We start from the raw sequence: 25,979 nt of genomic DNA, 5'->3' as shown, positions 1-25,979 counted from the left end.
GTTCAGTTTACGCATCCCCGCTGAATAAGGAAGTGGGGAAATCACGAACAGGAACCACGAGCAGGAAATCATGGGCAGGCGCACCAGCGCGGCGAGGCCGAAGCGGGGCAGGCGTAATGCTTTAACCCTACGCGCCGCACCCGCGGAAGCTCTGTCTAGAATGTTTGACCTCTTCAGGAAAGACCCAGCAATGTCTCAGGGAACCATCCGCATTCGCGGCGCGCGCCAGCACAACCTCAAAAACCTCGATCTGGATATCCGTACCGGGGAGTTGACGGTGGTCACCGGCCCCAGCGGCTCGGGAAAGTCCTCGCTGGTGTTTGACACCCTGTTCGCCGAAGGCCAGCGCCGCTATGTCGAGACGTTCTCGGCCTACGCCCGGCAGTTTCTGGACCGCATGGACAAGCCCGCCGTCGACAAGGTGGAGGGCGTGCCGCCGGCCATTGCAATCGACCAGAGCAACCCGGTGCGCAGTTCACGCTCCACCGTGGGCACCATGACCGAGCTCAATGACCACCTTAAGCTGTTGTACGCCCGCTCCGCCCAATTGTTTGACAAACAGACGGCGCAGCTGGTGCGCCATGATTCGCCGGAATCGATTTACGCGGAGCTGATGGCGCGCACGGCAGTTCTGGAGCAAGCCCAACTTTCGGCAGCGCCACCCCAACGAGAATTAGCCTCTCTTCATGATGAAAGGGGCAGCGCTGCACCGGCGGTGCGCGAAGCGGCAAGCGTGGGGGTCCAATTCTCCGCAGGGCCGCCCCAAGGAGAATTAGCCCCTCTTCATGATGAAAGGGGCAGCGCAACGCCGGAGGCACGCGAAGCGACAAGCGTGGGGGTCCGTCTCGTGATGACCTTCCCGGTCGAATTGCCCGGCAACACCAGCGCGGAAGAGGTGACGCAATGGCTGTCCGCCAGCGGCTTCACGCGGGTGCATGCCGAGCGGCAGATCAGCACGCCGGCGGGCCCGCACAAGCTGCTCGACGTGGTGGCTGACCGTTTTCGCATCCAGACCACCGAAAAAGTCCGGGCGATTGAAGCCATCGAGATGGCGCTGAAGCGCGGCGGCGGCCGGCTCAATGTGTATGTGATGGGCTCGGGCCCCGCATCGTCCTCTTCCGCCACGCCCGAAGAGATGTGGCGCTTTTCCACGGGCCTGCACTGCCCCGACAGCGACACGCGCTACACCGACCCGACACCGTCGCTGTTTTCCTTCAATTCGGCCATGGGCGCCTGCGAGACCTGCCGCGGCTTTGGCCGGGTCATCGGCGTCGACTACGGGCTGGTGATACCCAACGACAAACTCACGCTGCGCGCCGGCGCCATCAAGGTCATGCAGACGCCGGCGTGGCAGGAAGCGCAGGACGATTTGATGCGCCACGCCGAAACGGCCGGCATTCCGCGTGACACGCCCTGGTACAAGCTCACACCCGAGCAACAGGCCTGGGTGATCAACGGCTCGCCGAGCTGGAACGGCAAATGGAACCAGCACTGGTTCGGCATCAAGCGTTTCTTTGCCTACCTGGAAAGCAAGGCCTACAAAATGCACATCCGTGTGCTGCTGTCCAAGTACCGCAGCTACACCCAGTGCGACACCTGCGGCGGCGCGCGCCTCAAGCTGGAATCCCTGCTCTGGCGGCTTGGCTCCAAAGAGGCTGCCGATGCGGTGCTGCCGCCTGGCCAGCGCTTCATGCCGGTGGGCGTGCAGTGGAGCCGCCAGCAGCTCGAAGCCTTGCCGGGCCTGTGCCTGCATGATTTGATGCGCCTGCCGATTGACAGGTTAAAAACCTTTTTTGAGGGCATCGGACTGACTCCCTCCCCTGCAGGGGAAGGCGCCGGGCACGGCGAAGCTCAAGCGCTCAAACTGCTGTTCGAGGAAATCCAGACCCGCGTGAAATACCTGTGCGATGTTGGCATTGGCTACCTCACGCTGGACCGGCAAAGCCGCACGCTGTCGGGTGGCGAGGTGCAGCGCATCAACCTCACCACCGCGCTGGGCACCTCGCTGGTCAACACGCTCTTTGTGCTCGATGAGCCGTCCATCGGCCTGCATCCGCGCGACATGAACCGCATCACCCAGGCCATGCACCGGCTGCGCGATGCCGGCAACACGCTGGTGGTGGTGGAGCATGATCCCGCCGTGATGCTGGCGGCCGACCGCATGATCGACATGGGACCCGGTCCGGGCGAGAAGGGCGGGCAGATCGTGTTTGACGGCACGCCGGAGGACCTCCGGCACGCGGACACGCTGACCGGCGCCTACCTGGGCTCGCGCAAGCGGGTGGGCCTGGGGCTCAAGCGCGCGGTGAGCGACAACACGCCGCGCCTTATCCTCGAAGGCGCCCGCGACCACAACCTGAAAAACCTGACGGTGGAGTTTCCGCTGCAGCGCCTGGTGTGCGTCACCGGTGTCAGCGGCTCCGGCAAGTCCACGCTGATGCAGGACATCCTCGCGCCCGCCTTGCTGCGCCAGTTCGGCAAGGCCACGGAAACACCGGGCCTGCATGACCGGCTCATGGGTGCCGACCACCTGACCGACGTGGTGTTTGTCGACCAGTCGCCCATCGGCAAGACGGCGCGCTCCAACCCCGCGAGCTATGTGGGCGCGTGGGATGCCGTGCGCGAACTGTTCGCCCAGTCGCCGCTGGCCAGGCAGCGCAGTTACACCGCCACCAAATTCAGTTTCAATAACGGCGACGGGCGCTGCCCGACCTGCGGCGGCTCGGGCTTCGAGCATGTGGAGATGCAGTTTTTGAGTGACGTATACCTGCGTTGCCCCGACTGCGACGGCAAGCGCTACCGGCCGGAAATCCTGGAGGTGACGATTGAGCGCAAGGCCATCGGCCAGCTCAAGCCGGTGCTGATGAATGTGTCCGATGTGCTGGAGCTGACGGTCAGCGAAGCCGTGCAGCTGTTCGCGCAGGACCGCGAAGTGCTGCGCGCGCTGCAGCCCATTGTGGATGTGGGCCTGGAGTATGTGAAGCTGGGCCAGCCCGTGCCCACGCTGTCGGGCGGCGAGGCGCAGCGCCTCAAGCTGGCCGGCTTTCTGGCCGAAGCCTCGAGGACGGCCAGCAAGAGCAGCGCGAGCAAGCAGGCGCTGGCGCTCAAGCACCCGGGCCGCGGCACGCTGTTTCTGTTTGACGAGCCGACCACCGGACTGCACTTTGACGACATTGCCAAACTCATGCGCGCGCTGCGCAAGCTGATGGATGCGGGCCATTCGCTGATCGTCATTGAACACAACCTGGATGTGATCCGCTCGGCCGACTGGCTGATCGACCTGGGACCCGAGGGCGGCGAGGGGGGCGGCCTGCTGGTGGCCCAGGGTACGCCCGAAGAGGTGCGCCAGCACCCGACCTCGCACACCGCCAAGGCGCTGCGCGAGTACGAGTTGGCCATGGGCCAGGTGCATGGCGTGGAAGAGGCCCGGCCCAAGGCCTGGACCACCCGGCCGGCTTTTTTCAATCTGATCCAGATCGTTAACGCCAAGGAAAACAACCTCAAGAGCCTGTCGGTCGACATTCCGCGCGGCAAGTTCAACGTGGTCACCGGCGTGTCCGGCTCGGGCAAGTCCACGCTGGCCTTTGACATCCTGTTCAACGAAGGGCAGCGGCGCTACCTCGAGTCGCTCAATGCCTATGCGCGCAGCATCGTGCAGCCGGCCGGGCGGCCTGAAGTCGATGCGGTGTACGGCATTCCGCCCACCGTGGCCATCGAGCAGCGCCTGTCGCGCGGCGGGCGCAAGTCCACCGTGGGTACCACCACCGAAGTCTGGCATTTCCTGCGCCTGCTGTATGTGAAGCTCGGGGTGCAGCACTGCACCAAGGACGGTGCGGCGGTGATGCCGCAGAGCCCGGAGAGCATCGCCGCCCAGCTGCTCAAGACCTACCGCGGCCAGCACATCGGCCTGCTGGCGCCGCTGGTGATTGCGCGCAAGGGCGTCTACACCGAGTTGGCCGACTGGGCCCGGCCGCGCGGTTATACGCATTTGCGCATCGACGGCGAGTTTTTGCCGACCACCGGCTTTCCGCGCATTGACCGCTTCAAGGAGCACACGGTCGAGCTGCCGGTGGCGGACATCCACGTCACGCCGGAGAACGAAGCCGCGCTGCGGGCTGCGCTGGCCACTGCACTGGAGCATGGCAAGGGCGTGGTGCATGTGCTGGCCCCGCTGGACGGCCTGCGCGGCGCGATGATGGCGGGCGCCTCCACCAAGGGCTTGGGCCGGCTGGAGGCCTTCTCCACCAAGCGCGCCTGCCCGGTCTGCTCGACGTCTTACCCCGAACTCGATCCGCGGCTCTTCAGCTACAACAGCAAGCACGGCTGGTGCCCCGACTGCGTGGGGACGGGCGTCAAGCTCAGCAAGGAGCAGCGCAAGGTGTTTGACGACTCGGTGCGCGATGACGACAACAAGGGCCGCGAGCAGACTTTTGGCGAGCCGGAGGTGGACGACGTGGTCGATGCCGCTTGTCCCACCTGCGAAGGCACGCGCCTGAACAAACAGGCGCGCGCGGTGAAGTTTGCCGGTGTCGGCATTGCGGACATCGCCGGCCTGTCGGTGACGGATGTTCGCCGCTGGGTTGAAAAACTGGCGCTGGCAGGCCGCGAGGCCGGCATTGCCCGCGACCTGGTGCCCGAAATCAAAAGCCGGCTGGAGTTTCTCGAGGACGTGGGCCTGGGCTACCTCACGCTGGATCGCGGCGCGCCCACACTGTCGGGCGGCGAAGCCCAGCGCATCCGGCTGGCGGCGCAGCTGGGGTCCAATCTGCAGGGCGTTTGTTACGTGCTCGACGAGCCCACCATCGGCCTGCATCCGCGCGACAACCAGATTCTGCTCAGCGCGCTGGGCAAGCTCAGCGACCGCGGCAACACGCTGGTGGTGGTGGAGCACGACGAGGACACGATACGCCGCGCCGACAACATCATCGACATCGGGCCCGGCGCCGGCAAGCGCGGCGGCACGCTGGTCGCGCAGGGCACGGCGGCGCAGCTGTCGGCCGTGCCGGAGTCGCTGACCGGCCGCTACCTGGCACACCCGTTGATCCATCCGCTGCATGCGCGCCGCGAAACGGAGAAGCCCCTCACCCCAGCCCTCTCCCCAGAGGGGCGAGGGAGCGAAACGGGCTTGCTCCCTCTCCCGCTGGAGGAGGGTAAAGGCGGGGGTGAGGGCTCCCCTGCCAAGCCCCTGAGCAAACAAAAGCAGGCCGCGCTGAAAGCCGCAGCATTGAAAGCGGCCGCAGCAAGCGCCAGTGCACTGCACAACGCAGCACCCGTTGCTGCGAGCAAGTTCACCTCCTGGCTCACCGTGGTCAATGCCGACCTGCACAACCTCAAGAATGTGTCGGTCACCGTGCCGCTGTACCGGCTGGTGGCGGTCACCGGCGTCTCGGGCTCCGGCAAGTCCACGCTGGCGCGCGACGTGCTGCTGACCAATGTGCACGCGGGCGTGATGCTGCGCTCCACCAAGGCCGGGCGCGATGCCGACGACAAGGGCAAGACGCCTGACTGGGCGGGCTGCGAGCGCATCGAAGGCTATGCGGCGGTGGACCGCGTGCTCGAAGTCGACCAGACGCCGATCGGCAAGACGCCGCGCTCCTGCCCGGCCACCTACATCGGTTTCTGGGACACGATTCGCAAGCTGTTTGCCGACACGCTGGAAGCGCGGGCGCGCGGCTATGGGGCCGGTCGCTTCAGCTTCAACACCGGCGAGGGGCGCTGCCCGACCTGCGAAGGTGCGGGTGTGCGCACCATCGGCATGAGCTTTCTGCCCGACGTGAAGGTGCTCTGCGAAACCTGCCACGGCGCGCGCTTCAACCCCGAGACGCAGGCCGTGACCTGGCGTGGCAAAAGCATAGGCGACGTGCTGAAAATGGAAGTGGACGAGGCGGTGGCGTTTTTTGCCTCCATGCCCAGCATCGCGCACCCGCTGCAGTTGCTCAAGGACGTGGGCCTGGGCTACCTCACGCTGGGCCAGCCTTCGCCGACGCTGTCGGGCGGCGAGGCGCAGCGCATCAAGCTGGTGACGGAGCTGAGCAAGGTGCGCGACGACATCACGCGGCGCGGCCAGAAGGCGCCGCACACGCTGTACGTGCTGGACGAGCCCACGGTGGGTCTGCACATGGCCGACGTCGAAAAGCTGATTCACGTGCTGCACCGCCTGGTGAACGGCGGCCACAGTGTGGTGGTGATCGAGCACGACCTGGATGTGGTGGCCGAAGCCGACTGGGTGATTGACCTGGGTCCCGACGGCGGTGATGCGGGCGGGCAGGTCGTCGCATCGGCGCCGCCAGAGGCTGTTGTGAAGCTGGGCACGCACACCGGAAATGCGTTGCAAAGTGTGCTGGAAAGATAGCTCACCCCGTCGGACGCTCACTTCGTGTAGCACCTTCCCCCTTCCAGGGGCGGCGCCTGCGGCCTGGCAAAGCCAGTTCCGCGGCCCCTGCTGGTGGGGGGCGGATGCTATGCGTGGATGATTGCTATTTAATTGATAGCTGCTTGCGCTCGTCGGCATTGGTGTGTAGCCCTGTTTGACATCTGAAAAGTGCCTTTTCCCGGCGCTTTCGGGCCCTGCAACGCAGGTGACAGTCCTTCAGGTGTTGCCCTGATGTGTTCAAAGTCGGCGTCACGCATGATGGTGGCAACATCACCGCTTCAGGAGACACGCCCAATGCAACGCCGCCCCTTTCTGTACACCGCCGCCTTGACCCTGTTCGCCGCGGTCATGCCGGCACAGGCGCAGACCTTTCCGGTCCGGCCCATCAAGCTGATCGTCGCTTTCCCGGCCGGCGGGCCGACCGACATCACCATGCGCTCGCTGGCCGACAACGCCTCAAAAATCCTGGGTCAGGCGGTGATCGTGGAGAACAAGCCCGGTGCCGGCGGAACCCTGCCGGCCCAGCAGTTGCAAACCTCGGCGCCCGACGGCTACACGCTGGCGCAGATTCCGCTGGGCGTGTTCCGCCTCGGCTACACCACCAAGATCAACTGGGATCCGGTCAAGGACCTCAGCTACGTCATCAATGTGACCGGCTACGCCTTCGGCATCGTGGTGCCGGCAGACAGCCCCTTCAAGACCTGGGCCGACTTTGTCGCCTACGCCAAGGCCAACCCCGGCAAGCTGACCTACGGCTCCACCGGCACGCTGACCAGCCCGCACCTGACGACCGAGTTGATCGCGCAAAAGGCCGGCATCGAGTTGCAGCACGTGCCCTATAAAGGCAGTGCGGATTTGATGCTGGCCCTGGTGAGTGGTCAATTGATGGCCGGCGCCGACAGTACCGGCTTTGCGCCGCAGGTCGAGGCCGGCAAGCTGCGCGTGCTCAACACCTGGGGAGAGAAGCGCCTCGACAAATTCCCCAATGCGCCCACGCTGAAGGAGCTGGGCTACGACATCGTGCAGAACTCGCCCTTCGGCATAGGCGCGCCCAAGGGCACGCCGCCCGAGGTGGTCAAGCGCCTGCACGACGCGTTCAAGAAGGCGATGGAGGAACCCAGCTACGTCGCCGCCCTGGGCCGCTACGACATGCTGCCCAACTACATGAGCTCGGCCGACTACACGAAGTTCGCGCAGGACACGGTCGGCCGGGAGAAGGTCTTGATCGACAAGCTCGGGTTGGCCAAGCCCAACTGAACTGGCGCACACCCCTATCGGGACTCACTGCGTGTCGTCCCTGGGACGGTGCCGGTGGCCCGGTCTGATCCAGTGGAGGCCGCGGAACCGGCTTTGCCGGGCCGCAAGCCTCGTCCCCTGCAAGGGGAAAAGAGGCTACACGAAGTGAGCCTCGATAGGGGTGTGCCTAATCCACAAGCGCAAACAGTTCGTCGGCCAGCTGGTCGGCCAACGCCGGCTCGACGCCGGAGCCAAAGATCAGCCGGTAAATGATGGGGGCCATCATGTGGTCCAGCACCTGCTGCACGCTGGGTGTGGCGTCGCCGCGCGCCTGGGCCCGGTTCACCAGCACGGTGGCTTCGGCGCGGCGGTTTTTCAGGCAGTTGGTCTCTTCCGATCCGGCCAGCGCGGCCGCCGCCTTCAGCATCGAGGTGTTGCCGGGCTTGTTGAGGTGGGTGATCAGCCCCCGGGCCCAGGCCGCGAGTTCGGCTTTCAGGTTGCCCGTCTCGGGCAGCGGGCGGTTCGGGTCCAGCCGCTCGGTCGCGGTTTCGCCCAGCAGGCCGTTCACGTCGCCCCAGCGCCGGTAAATGCTGGAGGCGCTGACGCCGGCGCGCTCGGCCACCGCGGGCACGGTGACTTTGTCGCGGCCTTCCTGGGCAATCAGTTCTTCCAGCGCTTTTCGCACCACGGACTGCACCTGCGCGCTGCGGCCGCCGGGGCGTTTGATCTGGGGCGTCGTGGGGGTGTTCATGCGCTGATTCTAGCTTAAAGCAACGATATTTGCGTTAATTTAAAACTGGGCGTAAAATTCACAAACGCAAATAAATTCGCTTTAAGAAAGTCGAGTGTTCCCCATGACCGCACCTGCCGCCCCCTCTTTGCAACCCGCTTCATCCTCCACCGCCGCTCGCTGGCAACTGCCGCCAGCAGCCGCCTTCCCGCTGCTGGCGATCCTGCTGTTCGCGTTTTTCGTGGCGGGCAGCGCGCCTTCGCCGCTGTTTGTCGTGTTCCAGCAGCAGTGGGGCTTTTCGCCGGCGCTGCTGACGGTGGCATTCGCGATTTATGCGATTGCGCTGCTGGCCTCGCTGCTGGTGGCCGGATCGCTGTCCGACCACATAGGCCGGCGCCCCGTGGTGTTTGCCGCCTTGCTGCTGCAGGCCGGCGCGATGCTGACCTTTTTGCTGGCCGAGGGCATAGGCGGCATCATCGCCGCGCGCGTCGTCCAGGGCATTGCGACCGGCATGGTCAGCGGCGCGCTGACGGCGGCGGTGGTGGAAGCGGCCCCGGCTGCGCAAAAACGCCTGGGCGCGATGATAGGCAGCGTCTCGCCGCTGGCGGGACTGGCCGTGGGCGCCTTGCTGACAGGCATCGCCGTCAAGCTCGCGCTGCATCCGGTGCCGCTGGTGTTCGGCGTGCTGGCCGCCATCTGCGTGACGGGTGCGGTGGCCACGCTGTTCCTCCCTGAAAGCGTCACGCCGCGCCCCGGCGCGCTGGCCTCGCTGGTGCCGCGCATTTCGGTGCCGGTGGCGGCGCGTGCTGAATTTGTGCGCGGGGTGCCGACGATGCTGGCGGTATGGTCGCTCGCGGGCCTGTACCTGTCGCTGGTGCCTTCCGTGCTGCAGCAAATCTTCGGCATCCACAACGGCATCGTCAACGGCCTGGCCATTGCGACATTCTTCGGCCTGGGCGCCGCTTCACCCACGCTGTTGAGGCGCCTGGCTCCCACGCGCATGAGCGCCGTCGGCATGAGCTGGCTCGCTCTGGGCGCCGGCCTGGTGGCCGTCTCGCTGGCCGTCCATTCGGTGGGCCTGTTTTTTGTGGGAACGGCGCTGGCTGGTTTCGGCGGCGGCTCGGCTTTTTCCGCGCAGGTGCAGACGCTGGCGCCGCTGGCGCAGCCGCAGCAGCGGGCAGAATTGTTTGCCGCGCTCTATGCCACCAGCTACCTCGCCTTTAGCGTGCCGGCCATGCTCGCCGGCCGGCTGATCGCGCCGCTGGGCCTGCCGGCCACGGTGGAGGGCTATGCCGCGCTGGTGCTGGCGGTGGCAGCTCTCGGCGCCTGGCTGCGATGGGGCTCAGTGCGCCGCGCGGCCGTCCTGCGTTAATCCAGCAGGGGCCGCGGAACTGGCTTTGCCAGGCCGCAGGCGCCGTCCCCTGGAAGGGGAAAAGGCGCGACACGAAGTGCGCGTCCGATAGGGGTGATGTTTCTTCCGTCCCCTGGAAGGGGAGGGGACGCTACACGAAGTGAGCGTCAGCAGGGGTGAGCAAAATCTTTACCACCTCGGCAAAGCCCGCGCCGCGCTCGCCCCGCGTCACATAGCGCGGCAGGTGCGCCAGCTGCGGCACAAAGCGCGCGATGTTGGCCACGCCCACGCTGTTGGCGAAAGTCTTGAACATCAGCTGGTCGTTGGTCGAATCGCCCACATAGACCCATTGACCCATCTCGGCGTCCAGGTCGCGCTGCCAGAGTTTACGAACAATCCAGCGCGCGCCTTCGAGCTTGTTGTGGCCGCCGTACCAGCCGTTGATGTGGATGCTGCTCACGGTGGCGTGCATGCCTTCGCTCTTCATCAGCGCCACCACGGCGGCGATCTGCGCGTCGCTGAGCTGCGCGAACTCGCTGTGGTCGATGGCAATGTCGGTTTCGCGGCCTGGCGAGTCGGTGGCGCGGTGGATGCCGGGCAGTTCCCGCTCAATGCGCGCCAGCACGGCCTGCATGCGGCTGAAGTTGGCTGCACGCGTGGCCGCATTCTGCTGGTAGATTTTTGAGAGCGGCCGCGGCGCGGCGTTTTGGGAATCCGGCAGCAGCGCCACTGCACCGTTTTCCGCCACGATGGCATCGACCGGCCAGCTTGCCGCGAAAGGCTCGCTCCAGCCCACGGGCCGTCCGGTGATCGCCACCACCTTGAACCCGGCGGCTTTCAATTCAGCCAAGCCCTCCAGCGCATCAAGGGTAATCGCGCCTTCGGTGGTCAGGGTGTCGTCGATGTCGGTGAAAAAGCCGGAGATCCGGCGGCGCTCGTCTGCGGGCCAGTTGTCGAGTTCTTGCATCGTGAAATTTTCGCATGCCGATTCCAGGCGCTGGTGCGGTGCGGCCGGCTTCGGTACAATGGCGGATTCCTGAGGAGCGTTGCAACCCACACCACGTGGACCAGGCTCAGGACTTCATTGCAACCACGCTCACCCGCAAGTGCTCTCTCAAGCCGGGTGAATGACTGAATTCCCCCACTGCTTCGAAAGCGCCTTGCCCGTGGCGATTTTGCCCAGTTGACGTTTGAATTTGGAGAACCGTATGAGCGCTGTCCTGAAACCTTCCACCGACTACACCATTGCCGATATCTCGCTTGCCGCCTGGGGCCGCAAGGAACTGAATATCGCGCAGACCGAAATGCCCGGCCTGATGGCCATCCGCGAAGAATTCGCCAAAGCCCAGCCTTTGAAGGGCGCGCGCATCACCGGTTCGCTGCACATGACCATCCAGACCGGCGTGCTGATCGAAACGCTGCAGGCTCTGGGCGCCGAAGTGCGCTGGGCTTCGTGCAACATCTTCTCGACGCAAGACCACGCCGCCGCCGCGATTGCCGCCGCCGGCACGCCGGTGTTCGCCATCAAGGGCGAAACCCTGGCCGACTACTGGGACTACACCCACAAGATCTTCGAATTCAACGGCGCCAAGGGCACGCCTGAAGAAGGCCCGAACATGATCCTGGACGACGGCGGCGACGCCACGCTCCTGATGCACCTGGGCACCAAGGCCGAAAAAGACGCCAGCCTGATCTCCAAGCCCACGAGCGAAGAAGAAATCTGCCTGTTCAACTCGATCAAGGCCAAGCTCGCGCAAGACCCGACCTGGTACAGCCGCCGCCTGAAAAACATCATCGGCGTGACCGAAGAAACCACCACCGGCGTGCTGCGCCTCAATGAAATGTCTGCCAAGGGCACGCTGGCCCTGCGCGCCATCAATGTCAACGATTCGGTCACCAAGTCCAAGTTCGACAACCTCTACGGTTGCCGCGAGTCGCTGGTCGACGCCATCAAGCGCGCCACCGACGTGATGGTGGCCGGCAAGGTGGCTTGCGTGGCCGGTTACGGCGACGTGGGCAAGGGCTCGGCCCAGGCCCTGCGTGCCCTGAGCGCCCAGGTCTGGGTGACCGAGATCGATCCCATCAACGCCCTGCAGGCCGCGATGGAAGGCTACAAGGTCGTGACCATGGAATACGCCGCCGACAAGGCCGACATTTTTGTGTCCGCCACCGGCAACAAGAACGTCATCACCTACGACCACATGGCCAAGATGAAAGACCAGGCCATCGTTTGCAACATCGGCCATTTCGACAACGAAATCGACGTCGCCTCGCTGGAGAAATGCACCTGGGAAGAGATCAAGCCGCAAGTCGACCACGTGATCTTCCCCGACGGCAAGCGCATCATCCTGCTCGCCAAGGGCCGCCTGGTGAACCTGGGCTGCGGCACCGGCCACCCCAGCTTCGTGATGTCGTCCAGCTTCGCCAACCAGACGATTGCGCAGATCGAGCTGTTCACCAAGCAGGCCGACTACGAAGTGGGCAAGGTCTATGTGCTGCCCAAGCACCTCGATGAAAAGGTCGCGCGCCTGCACCTGAAGAAAGTCGGCGCGATGCTGACCGAGTTGAGCGACGAGCAGGCGGCTTACATCGGCGTGTCGAAGGCCGGCCCGTACAAGGCCAACACCTACCGTTATTAAGCGACAGCATTACTCCCTCTCCCCCTGGGAGAGGGCAGGGGTGAGGGCTGGCGGCGCCAGTCGTCAAGAGAGTCTTTTTAAGGCCGCCGGCCCTCACCCCAACCCTCTCCCAAAGGGAGAGGGGGCAAGACAGGGCCCCTCTGGGCAAGACAAGGCCTCCGCCTGAATGTTTTCGGGCGTGGGGTTCATTCCATGGAGCTACATGCGCGCTGACTTATTCCTCGTCGAACACGGCTTTGCCACCACCCGCTCCCAGGCCCAGCGCCTGATTGCTTCGGGCGTGCAGTGGCGCGCGGAAGAAGATGGCGCGTGGAAAAAGGTTGCCAAAAACGGCGATGAAGTGCCAGACGGCGCCGAGCTGCAGGTGCTCGACAACACCGAGGCCAAATACATCTCGCGCGGCGGCCTGAAGCTTGAAGGGGCGCTGAAAAGCACCGGTGTTGATGTCACCGGCCTGCGCTGCCTGGACATCGGCCAGTCGACCGGCGGCTTTACCGACTGCCTGCTGCAGCACGGTGCGGCGCAGGTGGTGGGCGTGGACGTGGGCCATGGCCAGTTGCATGCCAGCATGCGCGCTGACCCGCGGGTCGTCTGCATCGAAGGCGTCAATGCCCGGTCCATGACGGCGATGGACCTGATCGCTGGTCCTGCCCATGAAGCGGAGGCTGATGAGGGCGAATGGGATGGTGATGAAGCGGGGCTGGACGCCGAGACCCCCGTCGAAGCGGACTTTGACTTCCTGACGGGTGACCTGTCCTTCATTTCGCTCACGCTGGTGCTCCCCGCCGTGGTGCGCCTGCTCAAGCCCGGCGGCGATGTGCTGATGCTGGTCAAGCCGCAGTTCGAGCTGCAGCCGGGCCAGATTGGCAAGGGCGGCATTGTGCGCGAAGCGGCGCTGTTTGAGTTCGTGGAAAAGCGCCTGCGCGATGCGTGCATTGCGCTGGGGCTGGACGTCAAGGCCTGGCTGGCTTCGCCGATTGACGGCGGTGACGGCAACCGCGAGTTTTTCATTCATGCGGTCAAGGGCCACGACAACGCCGGCGAGAGCCAGCCGCTGCCCGCGGCGCCGCAACGCAAGGCGCCCAAGCGCCTTCCGCGCGCTGCCTCGCGCGAACCGCATGAAGACCCGGAAGCCGCGCATGCGGGCCAGCCGGGACCGGCGCGCGGCAAGCGGCGCGACAAGAAAACCGACAACGATTGAGATCTTGCGATGAATCTTCCCATCAGTTTTGAATTCTTTCCTCCCAAGACGCCTGAGGGCGCAGACAAGCTGCGCGTGACCCGCCAGGCCCTGTATGCGCACAAGCCGGAGTTCTGTTCTGTGACCTTTGGCGCGGGCGGCTCCACGCAAGAGGGCACCTTCGGCACCGTCAAGGAAATCCTGGACGAAGGCGTGATCGCGGCCTGTCATTTCTCCTGCATTGGCGCGACCAAGGTCACGGTGCGCCAGCAGCTGGCGACCCTGCGGGCCATGGGCGTGAAGCACCTGGTCGCCCTGCGCGGTGACATGCCCAGCGGCTACGGCATCGGCGGCGAGTTTCATTACGCCAGCGACCTGGTGACTTTCATCCGTGAAGAAACCGGAGACGCTTTTCACCTTGAAGTGGCGGCTTACCCCGAGGTTCACCCGCAGGCCAAGTCGGCCGATGCCGACCTGCAGGCTTTTGCCACCAAGGTCAGGGCCGGCGCCAATTCGTCCATCACCCAGTACTTTTTCAACGCGGACGCCTACTTTCGTTTTGTGGACGATGTGCGCAAACTTGGCCTGGATGTGCCGGTGGTGCCCGGCATCATGCCCATCACCAGCTCCACGCAGCTCATGCGCTTTTCCGATGCCTGCGGCGCGGAAATCCCCCGCTGGATCCGCCTGCGGCTGCAGGGCTTCGGCGACGACACAGCGTCCATCAAGAGCTTTGGCCTCGACGTGGTCACCGAACTGTGCGACCAGCTCTGCACGGCTGGCGTGCCCGGCATTCATTTTTATACGATGAACCAGGCCGCTGCGACGACGGAGATCCTTCGGCGTTTGCAGTACAAGGCCTGATGGCTAGTGCAGTGTTGCATGCTTGATGGGACCAATAAAAGCGATGGATTTTGGGTCAGGGCAAGGCGCAAACCACAGCGATACCCGCAGGTATCGCGCGGATTTGTAACGCTGCCATGGCGCAAAAGACGCGGTTTTATGTTCCAGATAGCGTGCAACACTGCACTAGGTAAGCCTGTGCACCAGGGCGCTATCAGGGTCTGGATTGTTGCAAGCCTGCTGGCCGTGCTGGCGGGCTGTGCGACAGCCCCGCCAGGACGGCCGCCTGCGAGCGCTCCACCCGGCCCGGCCGCCAAGCCTGCCGTCACTGCTCCGACGGCACCGGCAGATCCGATGGGTGGTCCCGCGCCGGCCAACCCGTCCGTGGCGCCCGAGCCGGAGTTGCTGGCCGGCGAGGTACCCCGCGAACTCGAGCGCGGCCAGGCATCGTGGTACGGGCCGCGCTTTCATGGCCGGCGCACGGCCAGCGGTGAACGCTACGACATGCATGCGTTGACGGCAGCCCACAAGACCCTGCCCTTCGGCACGCTGGTGCGTGTGCGCAGCCTGGTGACGGGGCGCGAGGTCGAGGTGCGCATCAACGACCGCGGCCCCTTCGGCGCGGGCCGGGTCATCGACGTGAGCCGTGCCGCGGCCGAGGCCCTGGGCATGATGGGGCTGGGTGTGAAAGACGTGCTGCTGCTGGTGCCGGAATCCACGCCGATAGTCGAGGCGCCAGTGCCGGTGGTGACCAAAAAGCGCCGCGCGCGCAAGGTGCGCCAGGGCCGGTCAGCGGGCAACGCCCTGTAGCGGGGCTTTTGGGCTCCTGGCTGCCGCGTCCCGCAGCGCGCGAGTGCGCTACATTTTGAACATGACGAGCAAAGCAAAAGAAGCCAGACCCCGGCCCACGCGCAACGACGCGCAGCGCCAGTCCATCCTGGACGCGGCGTCCCTGCTGTTTATCGAAAAAGGTTTCGGCGGGACCAACATCAATGACATCGCGGACGCGGTCGGTGTCAGCCGAACGGCGCTTTATTACTACTTCCCCAGCAAGGAGTCGATGCTGGAAGCGCTGACCGAAGAAGTCACCGAAAAAGCCAGCCTGCTCGCCGCGAGTGTTTCGGAGCGCGATCTCCTGCCGCCGCGGGATGCGCTGCGGCAGCTGATCCTGCAGCATGCGGGCCTCATTCTTTCGCATCCGCTGCAGTTCCGGGTGGTGGAGCGCAGCGAGAGCAACCTGCCCGAGCCGCACCGGGCGGCGGCCGAGGCGGCCCGCCGCGCGGTGCTGGAGCACTTTGTGCGGGTGATCCAGCGCGGGATCGACGAAGGCCAGTTTCGCGACACCAACGCCCACATCGCCGCGTTTTCGATCATCGGCATGTGCAACTGGTGCGCCTGGTGGTTCGACGCCAAAGGCAATGTGCCGGCCAGCGGCGTGGCCGAGTCCATCGCCGACTTCAGCCTGCGTGCGCTGTTGCCCGACCACGCGCAACGCGCACGTGCAGGGTCGGTGGAAGAGGCGGTCAGCCAGATGCGCGATGCGCTGACCGCTTTCGACAACCACCTGAAAAAGAAGCCGTTCCGGCATTCGGGTTAACACTAACGTCAAATAATTGACGTTACTGTCAAATATCCCTATCATTGGTTCAAATCAATGACGGGGGCCGCGCTGCGGCTTGACAGATGACAGCAACCGATCCAGGCAAAACCGCGAGCACCGCGAACACCGCGTCACTGCCCGCCTCACAGGCGACCGCGGGATTTCTGAATACCGACTGGAACCCGTGCGATGTGCCGCAAGGCACGCGCACGACCAATGTGGTGTTGCGCACCGCCGATGGCGCCGCCACCAGCGGCTCGCTGTACCAGCCCGCCACGCCGAGCGACACCGTCGTGTGCGTCATGCACCCGCGGGAATTCATGGCCTGCCATTACCTCATCCCGGACATCGTCGGGGCGGGTTACGCCGCCTGGTCGCAGGCGCCGCGCTCGGTCGGTAACGACCTGCGGCTTGAGCACGAATTTGCATTGCACGACGTGGCCACCGGCCTGGCCTATCTCCGGTCGCGCGGCTTCAGGCGCATCGTGCTGCTGGGCAATTCGGGCGGTGCCGGCCTGTATGCCTTCTACGCGCAGCAGGCCGCACTGCCGGGCGAGGCGCGCATTGCCAAAACACCCGGCGGCAAGCCTACCCAGCTGGCAGAGCTGGACATGCCCGTGCCCGATGGCATGGTGTTCATCGGTCCGCACCCGGGGCAGGGCGCGCTGCTGATGAACTGCATTGACCCTTCGGTGGCCGACGAAAATGATGCGCTGTCGGTTGATGCCTCGCTCGACCCGCTCAATCCGGCGAACGGCTATGCCGGCCCGAAAGCCACGCGCTATTCACCGGAGTTTGTGGCGCGCTACCGGGCAGCCCAGCGTGACCGTGTCGCCCGCCTGGACGCCACGGCCCGCGCACTGATCGAGCGGCGCCTGGCGGCGCGCCGGCGCGTCAAGGCCGCGGTTGACGGCTCGGGTAAGGGCGCGGATAACGGCGCCAGTGCCGAAGACCGGCGGCTGGCGGGCCACACGCCCATCATCAACGTGTGGCGCACTGATGGCGATTTGCGCTGCCTTGATTTGTCGCTGGACCCGTCGGACCGCAAGTTTGGATCGTTGTGGGGTGCCGAACCCTTTGCCTCCAACTATGGCGCGGTCGGCTTTGCGCGGCAGTGCACGCCGGAGAGCTGGCTTTCCACCTGGTCGGGCATTTCGTCCAACGCCACGCTGGCCAAGACCGCCGCGGCCATCACGCAACCGGTGCTGGTGGTCGAGTACACCGGCGACCAGGCCTGCTTTCCGGGCGACGTGCGGCAGATTTTCGAATCGCTCGCGAGCACCGACAAGCGCCATCTGCGCGTGCGCGGCGACCACCACGGCCGTGCGCTGTCGCCCGGTGAAGAGCCCGGACGGCTGGAGGCCGGCCGGCGGCTCGGCGCCTGGCTCCAGGAGCGCTTCCCACAGTAATGGCATCCATCCCGCTGCACAACCTTTTTCACCCTCACGACAGAAAGACCACCATGTCAGCCCGTGACCTTCTTCCCCAACCCGCATTGCGTGGCGTTGACCACACCGCCCGGCCCACCTGGAAGCTGCGCGAAACCATCGAGTTCTACCGCGACAAGCTGGGGCTGCCCCTGGTGCATGTCATCTCGGCCCGCGGCTGGGGCCCGGCCACGCATCCGGACTTCCTGCATTTTTTCTTCGACAGCGGCAATGGCAGCACGATTGCCTTCTTCTATTACCTGGGCTCCGACCTGCCGGCCGCGATGCAAGACCGGGCATCGAAGCCGCCGCTGCCCGACGACCACGTGTTCGACGCCACCCACACCGCATGGATTGTCGAGAGCGCCGAAGAACTCCAGGCCTGGAAACAGCGACTGGAATCGCAGGGGCTCAATGTCTCGGTGGAAACCGCCCATGAAGTCATCGAGTCCATCTATGTGCGCGACCCCAACGGTTACTTTGTCGAGTTCACGCGCAAGCTGCGCCCGCTGGACCGGCTCGATGCCGACGACGGCGCGCTGACCCTGCAGGCCGCGCTGGAGGCTGAAGACGCCGCAGTGCAGCGCGGCAGCCGTCTGGCCCATATTGATGACATCTGGTCCGCCAAGGCCAGGCTGCTGGATGAACGCGGCGGCGCTGGCGACCGCGCGGGCGTGGGCATTTACGTGCCCCGGCTCGAGGAGTTTTCGGCACTGGTTCAAGACGCCGCGGCGCGGCCCGAATGCCGCGTGACGGCGGCGGGCGACTACGACCTGATCGAGGCCGTGCAAGCCATTGAATTTCACCGCAAGGCGCTGGGCCTCAAACCCGCCGTCTGGTATGGGCTTTTCACCGGCGGCGTTCGCGGGCACATTGAAGTGTTTGAACGGGACCGGGTAGTCATTGCACCGGCCCGGCCCTGAGCACGCGCTGAAGCCCAAGAGACCCCAAGAAAACCGAAGCGAACGAAAGAGCCCCCGGAGACAAGCATGCGAGACATTCAAAGCCCCATCGAGGGCGTGACCTACCCGTCCGACCAGCGGGCCACCGCCTCGCTGGCGAATGGTTCCTGGGTGGCCTCCACCGTCGGCGGCTGCCTGCGCGCCACGGCGGCGCGCTACCCCGACAGGCTGGCCTTTATCAGTGATGAGCGAAGCCTGACGTTTCGCGCGCTGGACGAGACAACGGATCGCCTGGCCGCGGCGCTGCTGGCGATGGGGCTGGCGACGGGCGACCGCGCCATCTTCCAGCTCGGCACGACGGTGGACACCGCCATCGTGCTGCTGGCCTGCTACAAGGCCGGCATTGTGCCGGTGTGCTCGCTGCCGCAGCACCGCGAGGTTGAAATCGGCCAGCTCGCCGCCCAGTCGGGCGCCCGCGGCTATTTTGTGCAGGCCGATTTCGGCAGCTTTGACCTGGTCGGTTTTGCCCGGACCATGGCGGCCCGGCACCCGTCGCTGGAACACCTTGTCGTGGTGCGCGGCACGGTCGCCGGCCTGCCCGGCATCGACGCATTGATCGCAGACATGTCCCTCGAGCAGGCGCGGCGGCAGCTGGGCAATATTGCGCTCGGCATGGAAGACGTGCTGAGCTTCCAGCTCTCCGGCGGCACCACCGGCGTGCCCAAAATCATTCCGCGCTTTCATGCCGAATACCTCGGGCATTCCGCCGCATGGATGCGGCGCTACCGCATCGACGCCGGCAGCCGCGTGATCTGGTCCTTGCCGCTGCTGCACAACGCCGGCCAGCTGTACACACTGATGCCCGCGGCCCTGATGGGCGTGACCGTGGTGCTGATGCCCAGGGTGGACATTGCCCGCATGCTGGCGCTGATTGAAGAACACCGCATCACGCATGCCCTGTCGATCGGTCCGATTGCGCCGCAGCTGCTGGCGTATACCGACATCGCGAAGCACGACTTGTCATCGCTGCAATTGTTCGCCACGATGAGCCGCGCCGACAATCTGGAGAAGCACATTGGCGTGCCTTGCTCCAACCTGTACGGCATCACTGAAGGGCTGCTGCTCGGCTCGCCTGCCGATGCGCCGGCCTTTGCGCGGCACCACACGCAGGGCGCCTCGGGCTGCGCGTACGACGAGATCCGCCTGCTGGTGCCGGAAACCGAAGAACCGAGCCCGCCCGGGGAGATGGGCGAGATGTGCTTTCGCGGCCCGTCCAGCCTGACTGGCTTCTTCGGCAATCCCGAGGCGAATGCCAAAGCCTTCACCACCGACGGCTTTTACCGCACCGGCGACATGATGACCGCGCATGTGGTGGACGGTGTCACCTGCTATGCCTTTGAAGGCCGGCTGCGCGACAACGTCAACCGCGGCGGCGAAAAAATCGGCTGCGAAGAGGTCGAAGGCTTCGTCAGCCAGCACCCGGCCGTGGCCGACGCCAAACTGGTTGCGATGCCCGACCCGTTCTACGGCGAGAAGGCCTGCGTCTTCATTGTTCCGCGTCCCGGTATGGTTGCTCCCGACGTGAAAGCGCTCGGCGCCTTTCTCATCGGCCTGGGCCTGGCCAAATACAAGTGCCCGGAACGAGTCGAGATCGTGGCCAGCTACCCGCTGACGCGCGTGGGCAAGGTCGACAAGCCCGCATTGAAGCAGCGCATCGCTGATCAGCTGGCCGCCGAAGCGGCAGGGAGCCCGTCATGATCGCCACCGAGCAAGTGTTGAGCGAGCGGCCGCTGATGATTCGCCGCCGCGTCAAGTGGGGCGATTGCGACCCGGCGGGCGTGGTCTACACGCCGACGTTTTCCGAATACGTGATCTCGGCGGCCGAGCTTTTTTACGGCTCGCTGTTCGGCACCACGCCGCAGCGCGCCAAACACGAGCAGGGTTTTGGCACGCCCAGCCGCGCGCTGGCGTTTGATTTCCGGCGTTCACTGCGGCCCGACGACGAATTCGACATGACGGTCACCGTGGCTGGCATCCACAGCCGCACCTATGTGCTCGACGTGACCGGCCGCACGCTCGCAGGGGAGGTGATTTTTGTCGCCACGCTGACGCCGGTGTGCGTGGCGCGCGACGAGCGCCGTTCGATTGAGATCCCGCCGGCGTTCCGCGCCGCGCTGGAGCGCTACCAGGCGGCCTGCGCAACAGCGCCATCCACCATGCCAGAGAGGATCACACCATGAAGATCGCCGTCATCGGCGCCGGGCCGGCCGGGCTGTATTTCTCGCTGCTCGCCAAAAAGCACAACCCGGCGCATGAGATCAATGTGTATGAGCAAAACCCCGAAGGCGCCACCTACGGCTGGGGCGTGGTGTTTTCCGATGTGGGCCTGGCCTTCCTGAAGGAGGCTGACGCGGAATTTTTTGCCGAGTTCACGGCCCACCATGAAAAGTGCGACTACATGGAGGTGGTGCACCGCGGATGCCATGTGCAGATCCACGGCAACCACTTTTCGCGCACCGCCCGCATCGACATGCTGCAGACGCTGCAGCGGGCCTGCGAGCGCGTGGGTGTGCGCATTCACTACGGGCAGCGCATCGGCGACGTGAGCGCGCTGGCTTCGGAGGTGGATTTGCTGATTGCGGCTGACGGCGGCAACAGCGCCGTGCGCACCCAGTTTGCCGGGCACTTTCGGCCCAGCTTTGAAAAACGCCGCAACAAGTTTGCCTGGTACGGCACGCGCCAGCGCTTTCATCCGGTGTCGCTGATCTTCAAGGAAACCGTGCACGGCGTTTTCATTGCCCACAGTTACCAGTACAGCGCCGAGCTCAGCACCTTCCTCGTGGAGGTTGACCCCGACACCTGGAAGCGCGCCGGGCTGGACACGGCCGGCGAAGACGAGAGCCGCCGCTACTGCACGCAGGTGTTTGGCGCCGAGCTGGGCGCCAACGCGCTGCTGACCAACCGCTCGCTCTGGTTTGAAGCCAACATCGTTAAAAACGAGCAGTGGACGCATCGCAACATCGTGCTGCTGGGCGATGCCTTGCGCACGGTTCACTTCTCGCTCGGCTCCGGCACGCGCATGGCCATGCAGGACGCAATTGCGCTGCACAAGGGGCTGGTGGCGCATCCTGGTGACTTGCATGCTGCTTTTGCCGCGTTTGAGGCGACACGCCGCCCGGCCTCGTCGAGCTTTCAGAACGCCGCCGCCAAAAGCCTGGACTGGTATGAAAACGTGGCCGGCAAACTGCATCTGGACCCGGTCAGTTTTGCCTACGACTACATGCGGCGCACCGGCCAGGTGAGCCATGACGACCTGAAGCAGCGCGACCCGCACTTCACCGCGGCCTTTGAAGCCCTCTGAACTCATTTGAAGTTCATTTCCCCGCCACCCGATTACGCCCCCACCACAAGACCCACGGAGACAACACCATGAAATTTCTGCAGATCAAAACATTGACAGGCGCGGCCGCCGTGCTGCTGGCTTGCGCCTTGCTGCCCGCGGCGGCACAGACCTTTCCGGTCAAGCCGGTACGCGCCGTGCTGCCGTATTCGGCCGGCAGCGGCCCGGACTCGGTGATGCGCAGCGTCGGTGAAAAGCTCGCGCGCGACTGGGGCCAGCAGCTGGTGGTCGACAACAAGCCCGGCGCCAACGGCTGGCTGGCGATCGGCGAGACCAAGCGTGCGCAGCCGGACGGCTACACGCTGATGACCGTGGATTCCACGCACATGACGCTGCAGCCGCACCTCTACAAGCAGCTGCCGTTTGACCCGGCCAAGGATTTTGAACCGGTGGCGCCGCTGTACAAGACAAACTTCTTCATCGTCGTCGGCGCCAACGCCCCGTGGAAAAACGTGACGGAACTGATCGCCGCAGCGAAAGCCAAAGACGGGCACCTGACCTACGGAAGCTGGGGCATAGGCAGCGTGGCCCATGTCGGCACCGCCATGTTTGAGCATTCCACCGGCGCGAAGATGACGCACGTGCCCTTCAAGGAACTCCCCCAGCTTTACACCGCCGTGGCGACTGGCGAGGTGGACTGGGCCTTTGGTACCGCCGCGACCGTCGGCCCCCTGTACAAGGCCAGGAAGGTCAGGCTGCTGGCTTATGCGGGGCACAACCGCATGGCGGGTTATACCGATGTGCCGACGGTGGCTGAGTCCGGTGGCCCGGCCGGTTTCGAGCTGCCGACCTGGGTGGCGATGTATGCCCCGAAAGGAACGCCCAAGCCGGTGGTTGACCGGATCCAGTCCGGCGTGGCCAAGGCGCTGGCGGATGCCGACATCAAGGACAGGCTGGCGAATTTCGGTTTTGAACCCTGGATTGCCCCACCTTCGGACGTGACGAAGGCCGCTGAAGCCGACAAGCTCCGCTTCGCTGAAATCGTCAAGCGCGCCAGAATCTCTCTCGACTGAGCCGAGGCCAGGTCCTTCCTTTCATCCGGAGACAAAAATGACCCCCCAAAATCGCAACATCTTGTTTGCAGCGCGCGCATTGATGGCCCTCATCTTCCTGGTGGCCGGCATGAGAAAGCTGCTGGCCTGGGGCGCCACCGTGGGCTACTTCAACAAGCTCGGCATTCCGCTGCCCGAAATCGCGCTGGCATTGACGGTAGCGCTTGAGATCGGTGGCGGTATCGCGCTTGTGCTGGGTTGGCGGCTGCGGCTTGCAGCTGGTGTCATGGGCGCATTCACCCTGGCGTCGGCATTGATAGCGCACGCCTTTTGGGCCGCTGAACCGCCGCAGTTCAACGCGCAGCTTTTGAGCTTCCTCAAGAACACCGCGATGGCGGGCGGCTTTCTATTGCTGGCGTATGTTGCAGGAAATCAAAAAGAAGCCTGACTTGTGAAAGGTGTTCGGAGCTGGTTCGGGTTGATGCCTTGTGCGGTGGCTATCCCGGGCAGAAAATGCAAATTTTTATCGTTGGTTGTATTTCTGAGTGTCGAGAAAGCCGTGCCTGCTTCGTCGTACAGGTAGGCGGCCTGCAAGGGGCCTGCAAAAAAAGTATTGTCGGCCTGTTTGGCCGTGGTAAATGCCAACCAGCCCAGGAGAATCGCATGACCACCACTTCACACAGCACCGCCACAACTTCCGACCGCGAACTGGTACTGACCCGCCATATCGAGGCTCCGCGTGAAAAGCTCTTCAAGGCCTGGACCACGCCCGAACTCCTGACGCAATGGTTTGCGCCAAAACCCTGGAGCACGCCGCGCGCAGAGCTCGACGTGCGTCCCGGCGGCGCCAACCTGGTGGTCATGCGCGGCCCCGACGGCACGGACTTTCCCAATCGCGGCGTCTACCTTGAAGTGGTCCCCAACGAGCGGCTGGTTTTCACCGATGCCTACACCGAGGCCTGGACGCCGTCCGACAAGCCATTCATGACAGTAGTGCTGACCTTTGAAGAGGTGGCCGGTCTCAACGGTCCTGCCACCCGATACACCGCCCGGGTCATGCACTGGACCGTCGCCGACCGCGAGGCACACGAGAAAATGGGTTTTCACAAAGGCTGGGGCCAATGCACGGACCAGCTGGCTGAATTGGTCGGTGCGCCCAAGCCCACCGCCTGAGCGTTCCCGCGCCCGGGCACCGGCGTTCGTGCGGCTGCGACTGGCTCCTGCAGGATTTTGTCGCCGCCCGATTTCATCTGAAAATAACACGGGAGGCTGCGTCGCCGGCCCTGGGGAGATCAGGATGAGGCTGAAGTTAAGGCTGAAGTTAGGGCTGAGAGAATGGCTGGTCATGGGCGGGTTGGCATTATTTTTGATGCCTGCCGTCGCGCAAGACCGGCAAAACTACTTTGATGACCCTTTCCTGCGGGTGAGCTCCGCCATGGCGGCTTGCCCCGTGCCTGAAGGGCCGTCCTTCACGCAAGAGCAACTCCGCGCGGAGGCGCACGTGCGTGCCCAGCATGGCGGCAGCTGCTTTCGATCCGGGCGCTGCCGTTTGCCCAACTCCTATCTTTACGACAAGGAGATCATTCCAAGGGTGGCGGTCTATCTCCAGCAGGACGGCCGTTTTGGCGACACCAGTGTCTGGGTGCTGGGCGAACGGCGGCTGGTGACATTGATGGGGTGCGTGCAGTCACAAGAGCAGGCCCTGGCGATGGAGCGCGCCGTGATGCTGGTGGACGATGTCATGGGCGTGGTCAACCACTTGATGGTCGGCACCACCGGCACCCCGAAGTACGGAACGGCGCCGGCGGGTGCTGCTGCGGCCAACTAGCCCCTGTACAGGCAAAAAATGGCAGGCTGCTGGCCCTTGCCGGGCTCAGGTGCATGGCCGGCGGTCCCGGTCGCCCGTTGAGGGGGCGTCCATATACGTGGTGTTAGGCGGGCGCTCATTGCAACGAATAGACCTCGAGGAGATACGGTTCGGCAATTAACAAGTACTTTTGGCACGGCGAAAATGTTGCGATGAACCAGTCGCCAGACAACGTTCTGAACTGAATGGACTCAGCCTTTTCGGGTGATTCGACAGTGATGTTCTGAAAATTGGAGCGCGAATCAAACTGATAAGACAGCTTGAAAGAACCTGATTCGAGAATTGGTTCTTTGTCCGAGACGCCAAAGTGCTCGGGGTGATTGCTCTCGAATTCATAGGGGTTGTCGCGAAGCGTCTCAACGGAAGGTGGGTCTCCGAGGGTGATACGGAAAACTTCGTCGTAATCGAAAACGAACATGACGCCGTCTTCGGGAGGCGTAAAGCCCCTGATGCGTTCAGAAATACGTGGGAGATTGAGCTTATACATGGGGGAAGCCCTTGTAATGGCACCACACAAAGTTAAGTCATTGTTTTCAAATGTGTTTTCTGCCTTCAAGGCCGATCCCCATCTAGATAAATTGACTGAGAAGCATCGGCAGATGCCCGAGTGTAGATGGGCATCAGCCCACGGCACATCCTCCATTTGGATGACAAATGACGCCAGCGCCGTAGCTGGCAAAGCCTTCGAAGAACAATAAATCGGGCCATAAAGACGCCCCAGAGCAGAAAAATCCCGGACTTACTATAATTTCAGTAATTCCTGAAAATTCAATAAGTCCGCGCATGAACCTTGCCCCCCTGACCCAGCGTTTTGTCCTGCATTTCGGTGAAATGGGCAGCCGCTGGGGCATCAACCGCACCGTGGGGCAGATATATGCGCTCCTTTATGTTTCACCACGAGCCCTGAATGCCGATGAAATTGGCGAGGCGCTGGCGTTTTCGCGCTCCAACGTGAGCATGGGGCTGAAGGAGCTGCAGTCGTGGAACCTGGTGCGGTTGCAGCACTTGCCCAACGACAGGCGCGAGTATTTCAGCGCGCCGGAAGACGTCTGGGCGATCTTCCGCACGCTGGCTGAAGAGCGGCGCAAGCGCGAGATTGACCCGACGCTGTCGATGCTGCGCGATGCGCTGATGGAGCAGCCGGCGAACCAGGACGACATCCATGCCCAGGCGCGCATGAAGCAGATGCACGACCTGATCGAGCTCATGACGGGCTGGCTGGCCGACGTGCAGAAGATGGATTCGGCCACGCTGATAAGCCTGATGAAGATGGGCGCCAAGGTGCAAAAGCTGCTGCAGGTGAAGGACAAGGTGGCCAGCACCGTCAAGGCCGGTTTGACAGGCCGTGCGGCATCAAGCACAGTGGCGGCGAAGTCTGACGGCCCGCCGGGCCCCGCGGTGCAGCCAGCCAACCTTGCCGATAAAAACAGGAGTTGACG

General features: G+C 64.3%; 21 protein-coding genes and 1 riboswitch. Of the genes, 18 read left to right on the top strand and 3 right to left on the bottom strand.

What is annotated here, in order from left to right; all coding sequences use genetic code 11:
- Nucleotides 1-190 precede the first annotated feature (190 nt).
- Together AC1DS5_RS20750 and AC1DS5_RS20745 are read left to right on the top strand one after the other, a co-directional pair.
- On the top strand, nt 191-6,352 hold the full coding sequence (locus tag AC1DS5_RS20750) for an excinuclease ABC subunit UvrA (RefSeq protein WP_477720146.1): 6,162 nt from the start codon (nt 191-193) through the stop codon (nt 6,350-6,352).
- 315 nt (nt 6,353-6,667) lie between these two features.
- Nucleotides 6,668-7,630 (top strand): Bug family tripartite tricarboxylate transporter substrate binding protein, encoded by a 963-nt coding sequence (locus AC1DS5_RS20745; protein WP_477720145.1) that lies wholly within the window; start codon nt 6,668-6,670, stop codon nt 7,628-7,630.
- 166 nt (nt 7,631-7,796) lie between these two features.
- On the opposite strand, the gene AC1DS5_RS20740 is transcribed toward AC1DS5_RS20745, so the two are convergent.
- Nucleotides 7,797-8,360 carry a TetR/AcrR family transcriptional regulator gene (locus AC1DS5_RS20740; RefSeq protein ID WP_477720144.1) on the bottom strand — a complete coding sequence of 188 codons (564 nt, stop codon included), beginning with the start codon at nt 8,358-8,360 and terminating at the stop codon, nt 7,797-7,799.
- A gap of 103 nt (nt 8,361-8,463) precedes the next feature.
- Here AC1DS5_RS20740 and AC1DS5_RS20735 point away from each other — a divergent pair, with 103 nt between their 5' ends.
- Nucleotides 8,464-9,711 carry an MFS transporter gene (locus AC1DS5_RS20735; RefSeq protein WP_477720143.1) on the top strand — a complete coding sequence of 416 codons (1,248 nt, stop codon included), beginning with the start codon at nt 8,464-8,466 and terminating at the stop codon, nt 9,709-9,711.
- Nucleotides 9,712-9,841: 130 nt separating this feature from the next.
- On the opposite strand, the gene AC1DS5_RS20730 is transcribed toward AC1DS5_RS20735, so the two are convergent.
- Nucleotides 9,842-10,657, bottom strand: coding sequence for an HAD-IIB family hydrolase (locus tag AC1DS5_RS20730; protein WP_477720142.1), 816 nt, complete (start codon nt 10,655-10,657; stop codon nt 9,842-9,844).
- Between the two features lie 65 nt (nt 10,658-10,722).
- Nucleotides 10,723-10,795, top strand: a riboswitch (S-adenosyl-L-homocysteine riboswitch).
- A 103-nt stretch (nt 10,796-10,898) separates the two neighbouring features.
- Between AC1DS5_RS20730 and ahcY the strand changes: the two genes are divergently transcribed.
- From ahcY to AC1DS5_RS20660, 14 genes are all read left to right on the top strand, one after another.
- Nucleotides 10,899-12,329, top strand: a complete 1,431-nt coding sequence (ahcY, locus tag AC1DS5_RS20725) for an adenosylhomocysteinase (RefSeq protein WP_477720141.1) — start codon at nt 10,899-10,901, stop codon at nt 12,327-12,329.
- Nucleotides 12,330-12,531: 202 nt separating this feature from the next.
- Nucleotides 12,532-13,530, top strand: coding sequence for a TlyA family RNA methyltransferase (locus AC1DS5_RS20720; protein ID WP_477720140.1), 999 nt, complete (start codon nt 12,532-12,534; stop codon nt 13,528-13,530).
- Nucleotides 13,531-13,539: 9 nt separating this feature from the next.
- Entirely contained in the window at nt 13,540-14,373 is an 834-nt protein-coding gene (gene metF / locus AC1DS5_RS20715; protein WP_477720139.1) for a methylenetetrahydrofolate reductase [NAD(P)H], read from the top strand.
- 177 nt (nt 14,374-14,550) lie between these two features.
- Nucleotides 14,551-15,162 (top strand): septal ring lytic transglycosylase RlpA family protein, encoded by a 612-nt coding sequence (locus AC1DS5_RS20710; protein ID WP_477720138.1) that lies wholly within the window; start codon nt 14,551-14,553, stop codon nt 15,160-15,162.
- 61 nt (nt 15,163-15,223) lie between these two features.
- On the top strand, nt 15,224-15,949 hold the full coding sequence (locus tag AC1DS5_RS20705; RefSeq protein ID WP_477720137.1) for a TetR/AcrR family transcriptional regulator: 726 nt from the start codon (nt 15,224-15,226) through the stop codon (nt 15,947-15,949).
- A gap of 86 nt (nt 15,950-16,035) precedes the next feature.
- The gene (locus AC1DS5_RS20700) at nt 16,036-17,361 is read left to right on the top strand and encodes an alpha/beta fold hydrolase (RefSeq protein WP_477720136.1); all 1,326 of its coding nucleotides are present in this window, start codon (nt 16,036-16,038) and stop codon (nt 17,359-17,361) included.
- A gap of 53 nt (nt 17,362-17,414) precedes the next feature.
- Entirely contained in the window at nt 17,415-18,302 is an 888-nt protein-coding gene (locus AC1DS5_RS20695) for a VOC family protein (protein WP_477720135.1), read from the top strand.
- 66 nt (nt 18,303-18,368) lie between these two features.
- Nucleotides 18,369-20,039: an AMP-binding protein gene (locus AC1DS5_RS20690; RefSeq protein WP_477720134.1), complete on the top strand. Its 1,671-nt coding sequence runs from the start codon at nt 18,369-18,371 to the stop codon at nt 20,037-20,039.
- Entirely contained in the window at nt 20,036-20,521 is a 486-nt protein-coding gene (locus AC1DS5_RS20685) for an acyl-CoA thioesterase (RefSeq protein WP_477720133.1), read from the top strand. Before AC1DS5_RS20690 ends, AC1DS5_RS20685 begins: the two co-directional genes overlap by 4 nt.
- Nucleotides 20,518-21,642 (top strand): FAD-dependent monooxygenase, encoded by a 1,125-nt coding sequence (locus AC1DS5_RS20680; RefSeq protein ID WP_477720132.1) that lies wholly within the window; start codon nt 20,518-20,520, stop codon nt 21,640-21,642. Before AC1DS5_RS20685 ends, AC1DS5_RS20680 begins: the two co-directional genes overlap by 4 nt.
- A gap of 68 nt (nt 21,643-21,710) precedes the next feature.
- The gene (locus tag AC1DS5_RS20675; protein ID WP_477720131.1) at nt 21,711-22,694 is read left to right on the top strand and encodes a Bug family tripartite tricarboxylate transporter substrate binding protein; all 984 of its coding nucleotides are present in this window, start codon (nt 21,711-21,713) and stop codon (nt 22,692-22,694) included.
- 37 nt (nt 22,695-22,731) lie between these two features.
- Entirely contained in the window at nt 22,732-23,121 is a 390-nt protein-coding gene (locus AC1DS5_RS20670) for a DoxX family protein (protein ID WP_477720130.1), read from the top strand.
- A 215-nt stretch (nt 23,122-23,336) separates the two neighbouring features.
- A complete protein-coding gene (locus AC1DS5_RS20665; protein ID WP_477720129.1) occupies nt 23,337-23,846 on the top strand; it encodes an SRPBCC family protein in 510 nt (169 codons plus the stop codon).
- 196 nt (nt 23,847-24,042) lie between these two features.
- Nucleotides 24,043-24,501: a BON domain-containing protein gene (locus AC1DS5_RS20660; protein ID WP_477720128.1), complete on the top strand. Its 459-nt coding sequence runs from the start codon at nt 24,043-24,045 to the stop codon at nt 24,499-24,501.
- 115 nt (nt 24,502-24,616) lie between these two features.
- On the opposite strand, the gene AC1DS5_RS20655 is transcribed toward AC1DS5_RS20660, so the two are convergent.
- On the bottom strand, nt 24,617-25,096 hold the full coding sequence (locus AC1DS5_RS20655) for a hypothetical protein (protein ID WP_477720127.1): 480 nt from the start codon (nt 25,094-25,096) through the stop codon (nt 24,617-24,619).
- A 227-nt stretch (nt 25,097-25,323) separates the two neighbouring features.
- Between AC1DS5_RS20655 and AC1DS5_RS20650 the strand changes: the two genes are divergently transcribed.
- The gene (locus tag AC1DS5_RS20650; RefSeq protein ID WP_477720126.1) at nt 25,324-25,977 is read left to right on the top strand and encodes a GbsR/MarR family transcriptional regulator; all 654 of its coding nucleotides are present in this window, start codon (nt 25,324-25,326) and stop codon (nt 25,975-25,977) included.
- The last annotated feature ends 2 nt before the right edge of the window (nt 25,978-25,979 follow it).

The sequence above is a fragment of the Polaromonas sp. P4_H1 genome, assembly GCF_056400945.1.
This window is presented reverse-complemented; position numbering and strand designations above follow the sequence as displayed.

Bases quoted from the DNA above. Each gene is read 5' to 3' on its own strand.
- AC1DS5_RS20750 (WP_477720146.1), top strand. From the start codon at position 191: ATGTCTCAGGGAACCATCCGCATTCGCGGCGCGCGCCAGCACAACCTC.
- AC1DS5_RS20745 (WP_477720145.1), top strand. From the start codon at position 6,668: ATGCAACGCCGCCCCTTTCTGTACACCGCCGCCTTGACCCTGTTCGCC.
- AC1DS5_RS20740 (WP_477720144.1), bottom strand. From the start codon at position 8,360: ATGAACACCCCCACGACGCCCCAGATCAAACGCCCCGGCGGCCGCAGC.
- AC1DS5_RS20735 (WP_477720143.1), top strand. From the start codon at position 8,464: ATGACCGCACCTGCCGCCCCCTCTTTGCAACCCGCTTCATCCTCCACC.
- AC1DS5_RS20730 (WP_477720142.1), bottom strand. From the start codon at position 10,657: ATGCAAGAACTCGACAACTGGCCCGCAGACGAGCGCCGCCGGATCTCC.
- ahcY (WP_477720141.1), top strand. From the start codon at position 10,899: ATGAGCGCTGTCCTGAAACCTTCCACCGACTACACCATTGCCGATATC.
- AC1DS5_RS20720 (WP_477720140.1), top strand. From the start codon at position 12,532: ATGCGCGCTGACTTATTCCTCGTCGAACACGGCTTTGCCACCACCCGC.
- metF (WP_477720139.1), top strand. From the start codon at position 13,540: ATGAATCTTCCCATCAGTTTTGAATTCTTTCCTCCCAAGACGCCTGAG.
- AC1DS5_RS20705 (WP_477720137.1), top strand. From the start codon at position 15,224: ATGACGAGCAAAGCAAAAGAAGCCAGACCCCGGCCCACGCGCAACGAC.
- AC1DS5_RS20700 (WP_477720136.1), top strand. From the start codon at position 16,036: ATGACAGCAACCGATCCAGGCAAAACCGCGAGCACCGCGAACACCGCG.
- AC1DS5_RS20695 (WP_477720135.1), top strand. From the start codon at position 17,415: ATGTCAGCCCGTGACCTTCTTCCCCAACCCGCATTGCGTGGCGTTGAC.
- AC1DS5_RS20690 (WP_477720134.1), top strand. From the start codon at position 18,369: ATGCGAGACATTCAAAGCCCCATCGAGGGCGTGACCTACCCGTCCGAC.
- AC1DS5_RS20685 (WP_477720133.1), top strand. From the start codon at position 20,036: ATGATCGCCACCGAGCAAGTGTTGAGCGAGCGGCCGCTGATGATTCGC.
- AC1DS5_RS20680 (WP_477720132.1), top strand. From the start codon at position 20,518: ATGAAGATCGCCGTCATCGGCGCCGGGCCGGCCGGGCTGTATTTCTCG.
- AC1DS5_RS20675 (WP_477720131.1), top strand. From the start codon at position 21,711: ATGAAATTTCTGCAGATCAAAACATTGACAGGCGCGGCCGCCGTGCTG.
- AC1DS5_RS20670 (WP_477720130.1), top strand. From the start codon at position 22,732: ATGACCCCCCAAAATCGCAACATCTTGTTTGCAGCGCGCGCATTGATG.
- AC1DS5_RS20665 (WP_477720129.1), top strand. From the start codon at position 23,337: ATGACCACCACTTCACACAGCACCGCCACAACTTCCGACCGCGAACTG.
- AC1DS5_RS20660 (WP_477720128.1), top strand. From the start codon at position 24,043: ATGCCTGCCGTCGCGCAAGACCGGCAAAACTACTTTGATGACCCTTTC.
- AC1DS5_RS20650 (WP_477720126.1), top strand. From the start codon at position 25,324: ATGAACCTTGCCCCCCTGACCCAGCGTTTTGTCCTGCATTTCGGTGAA.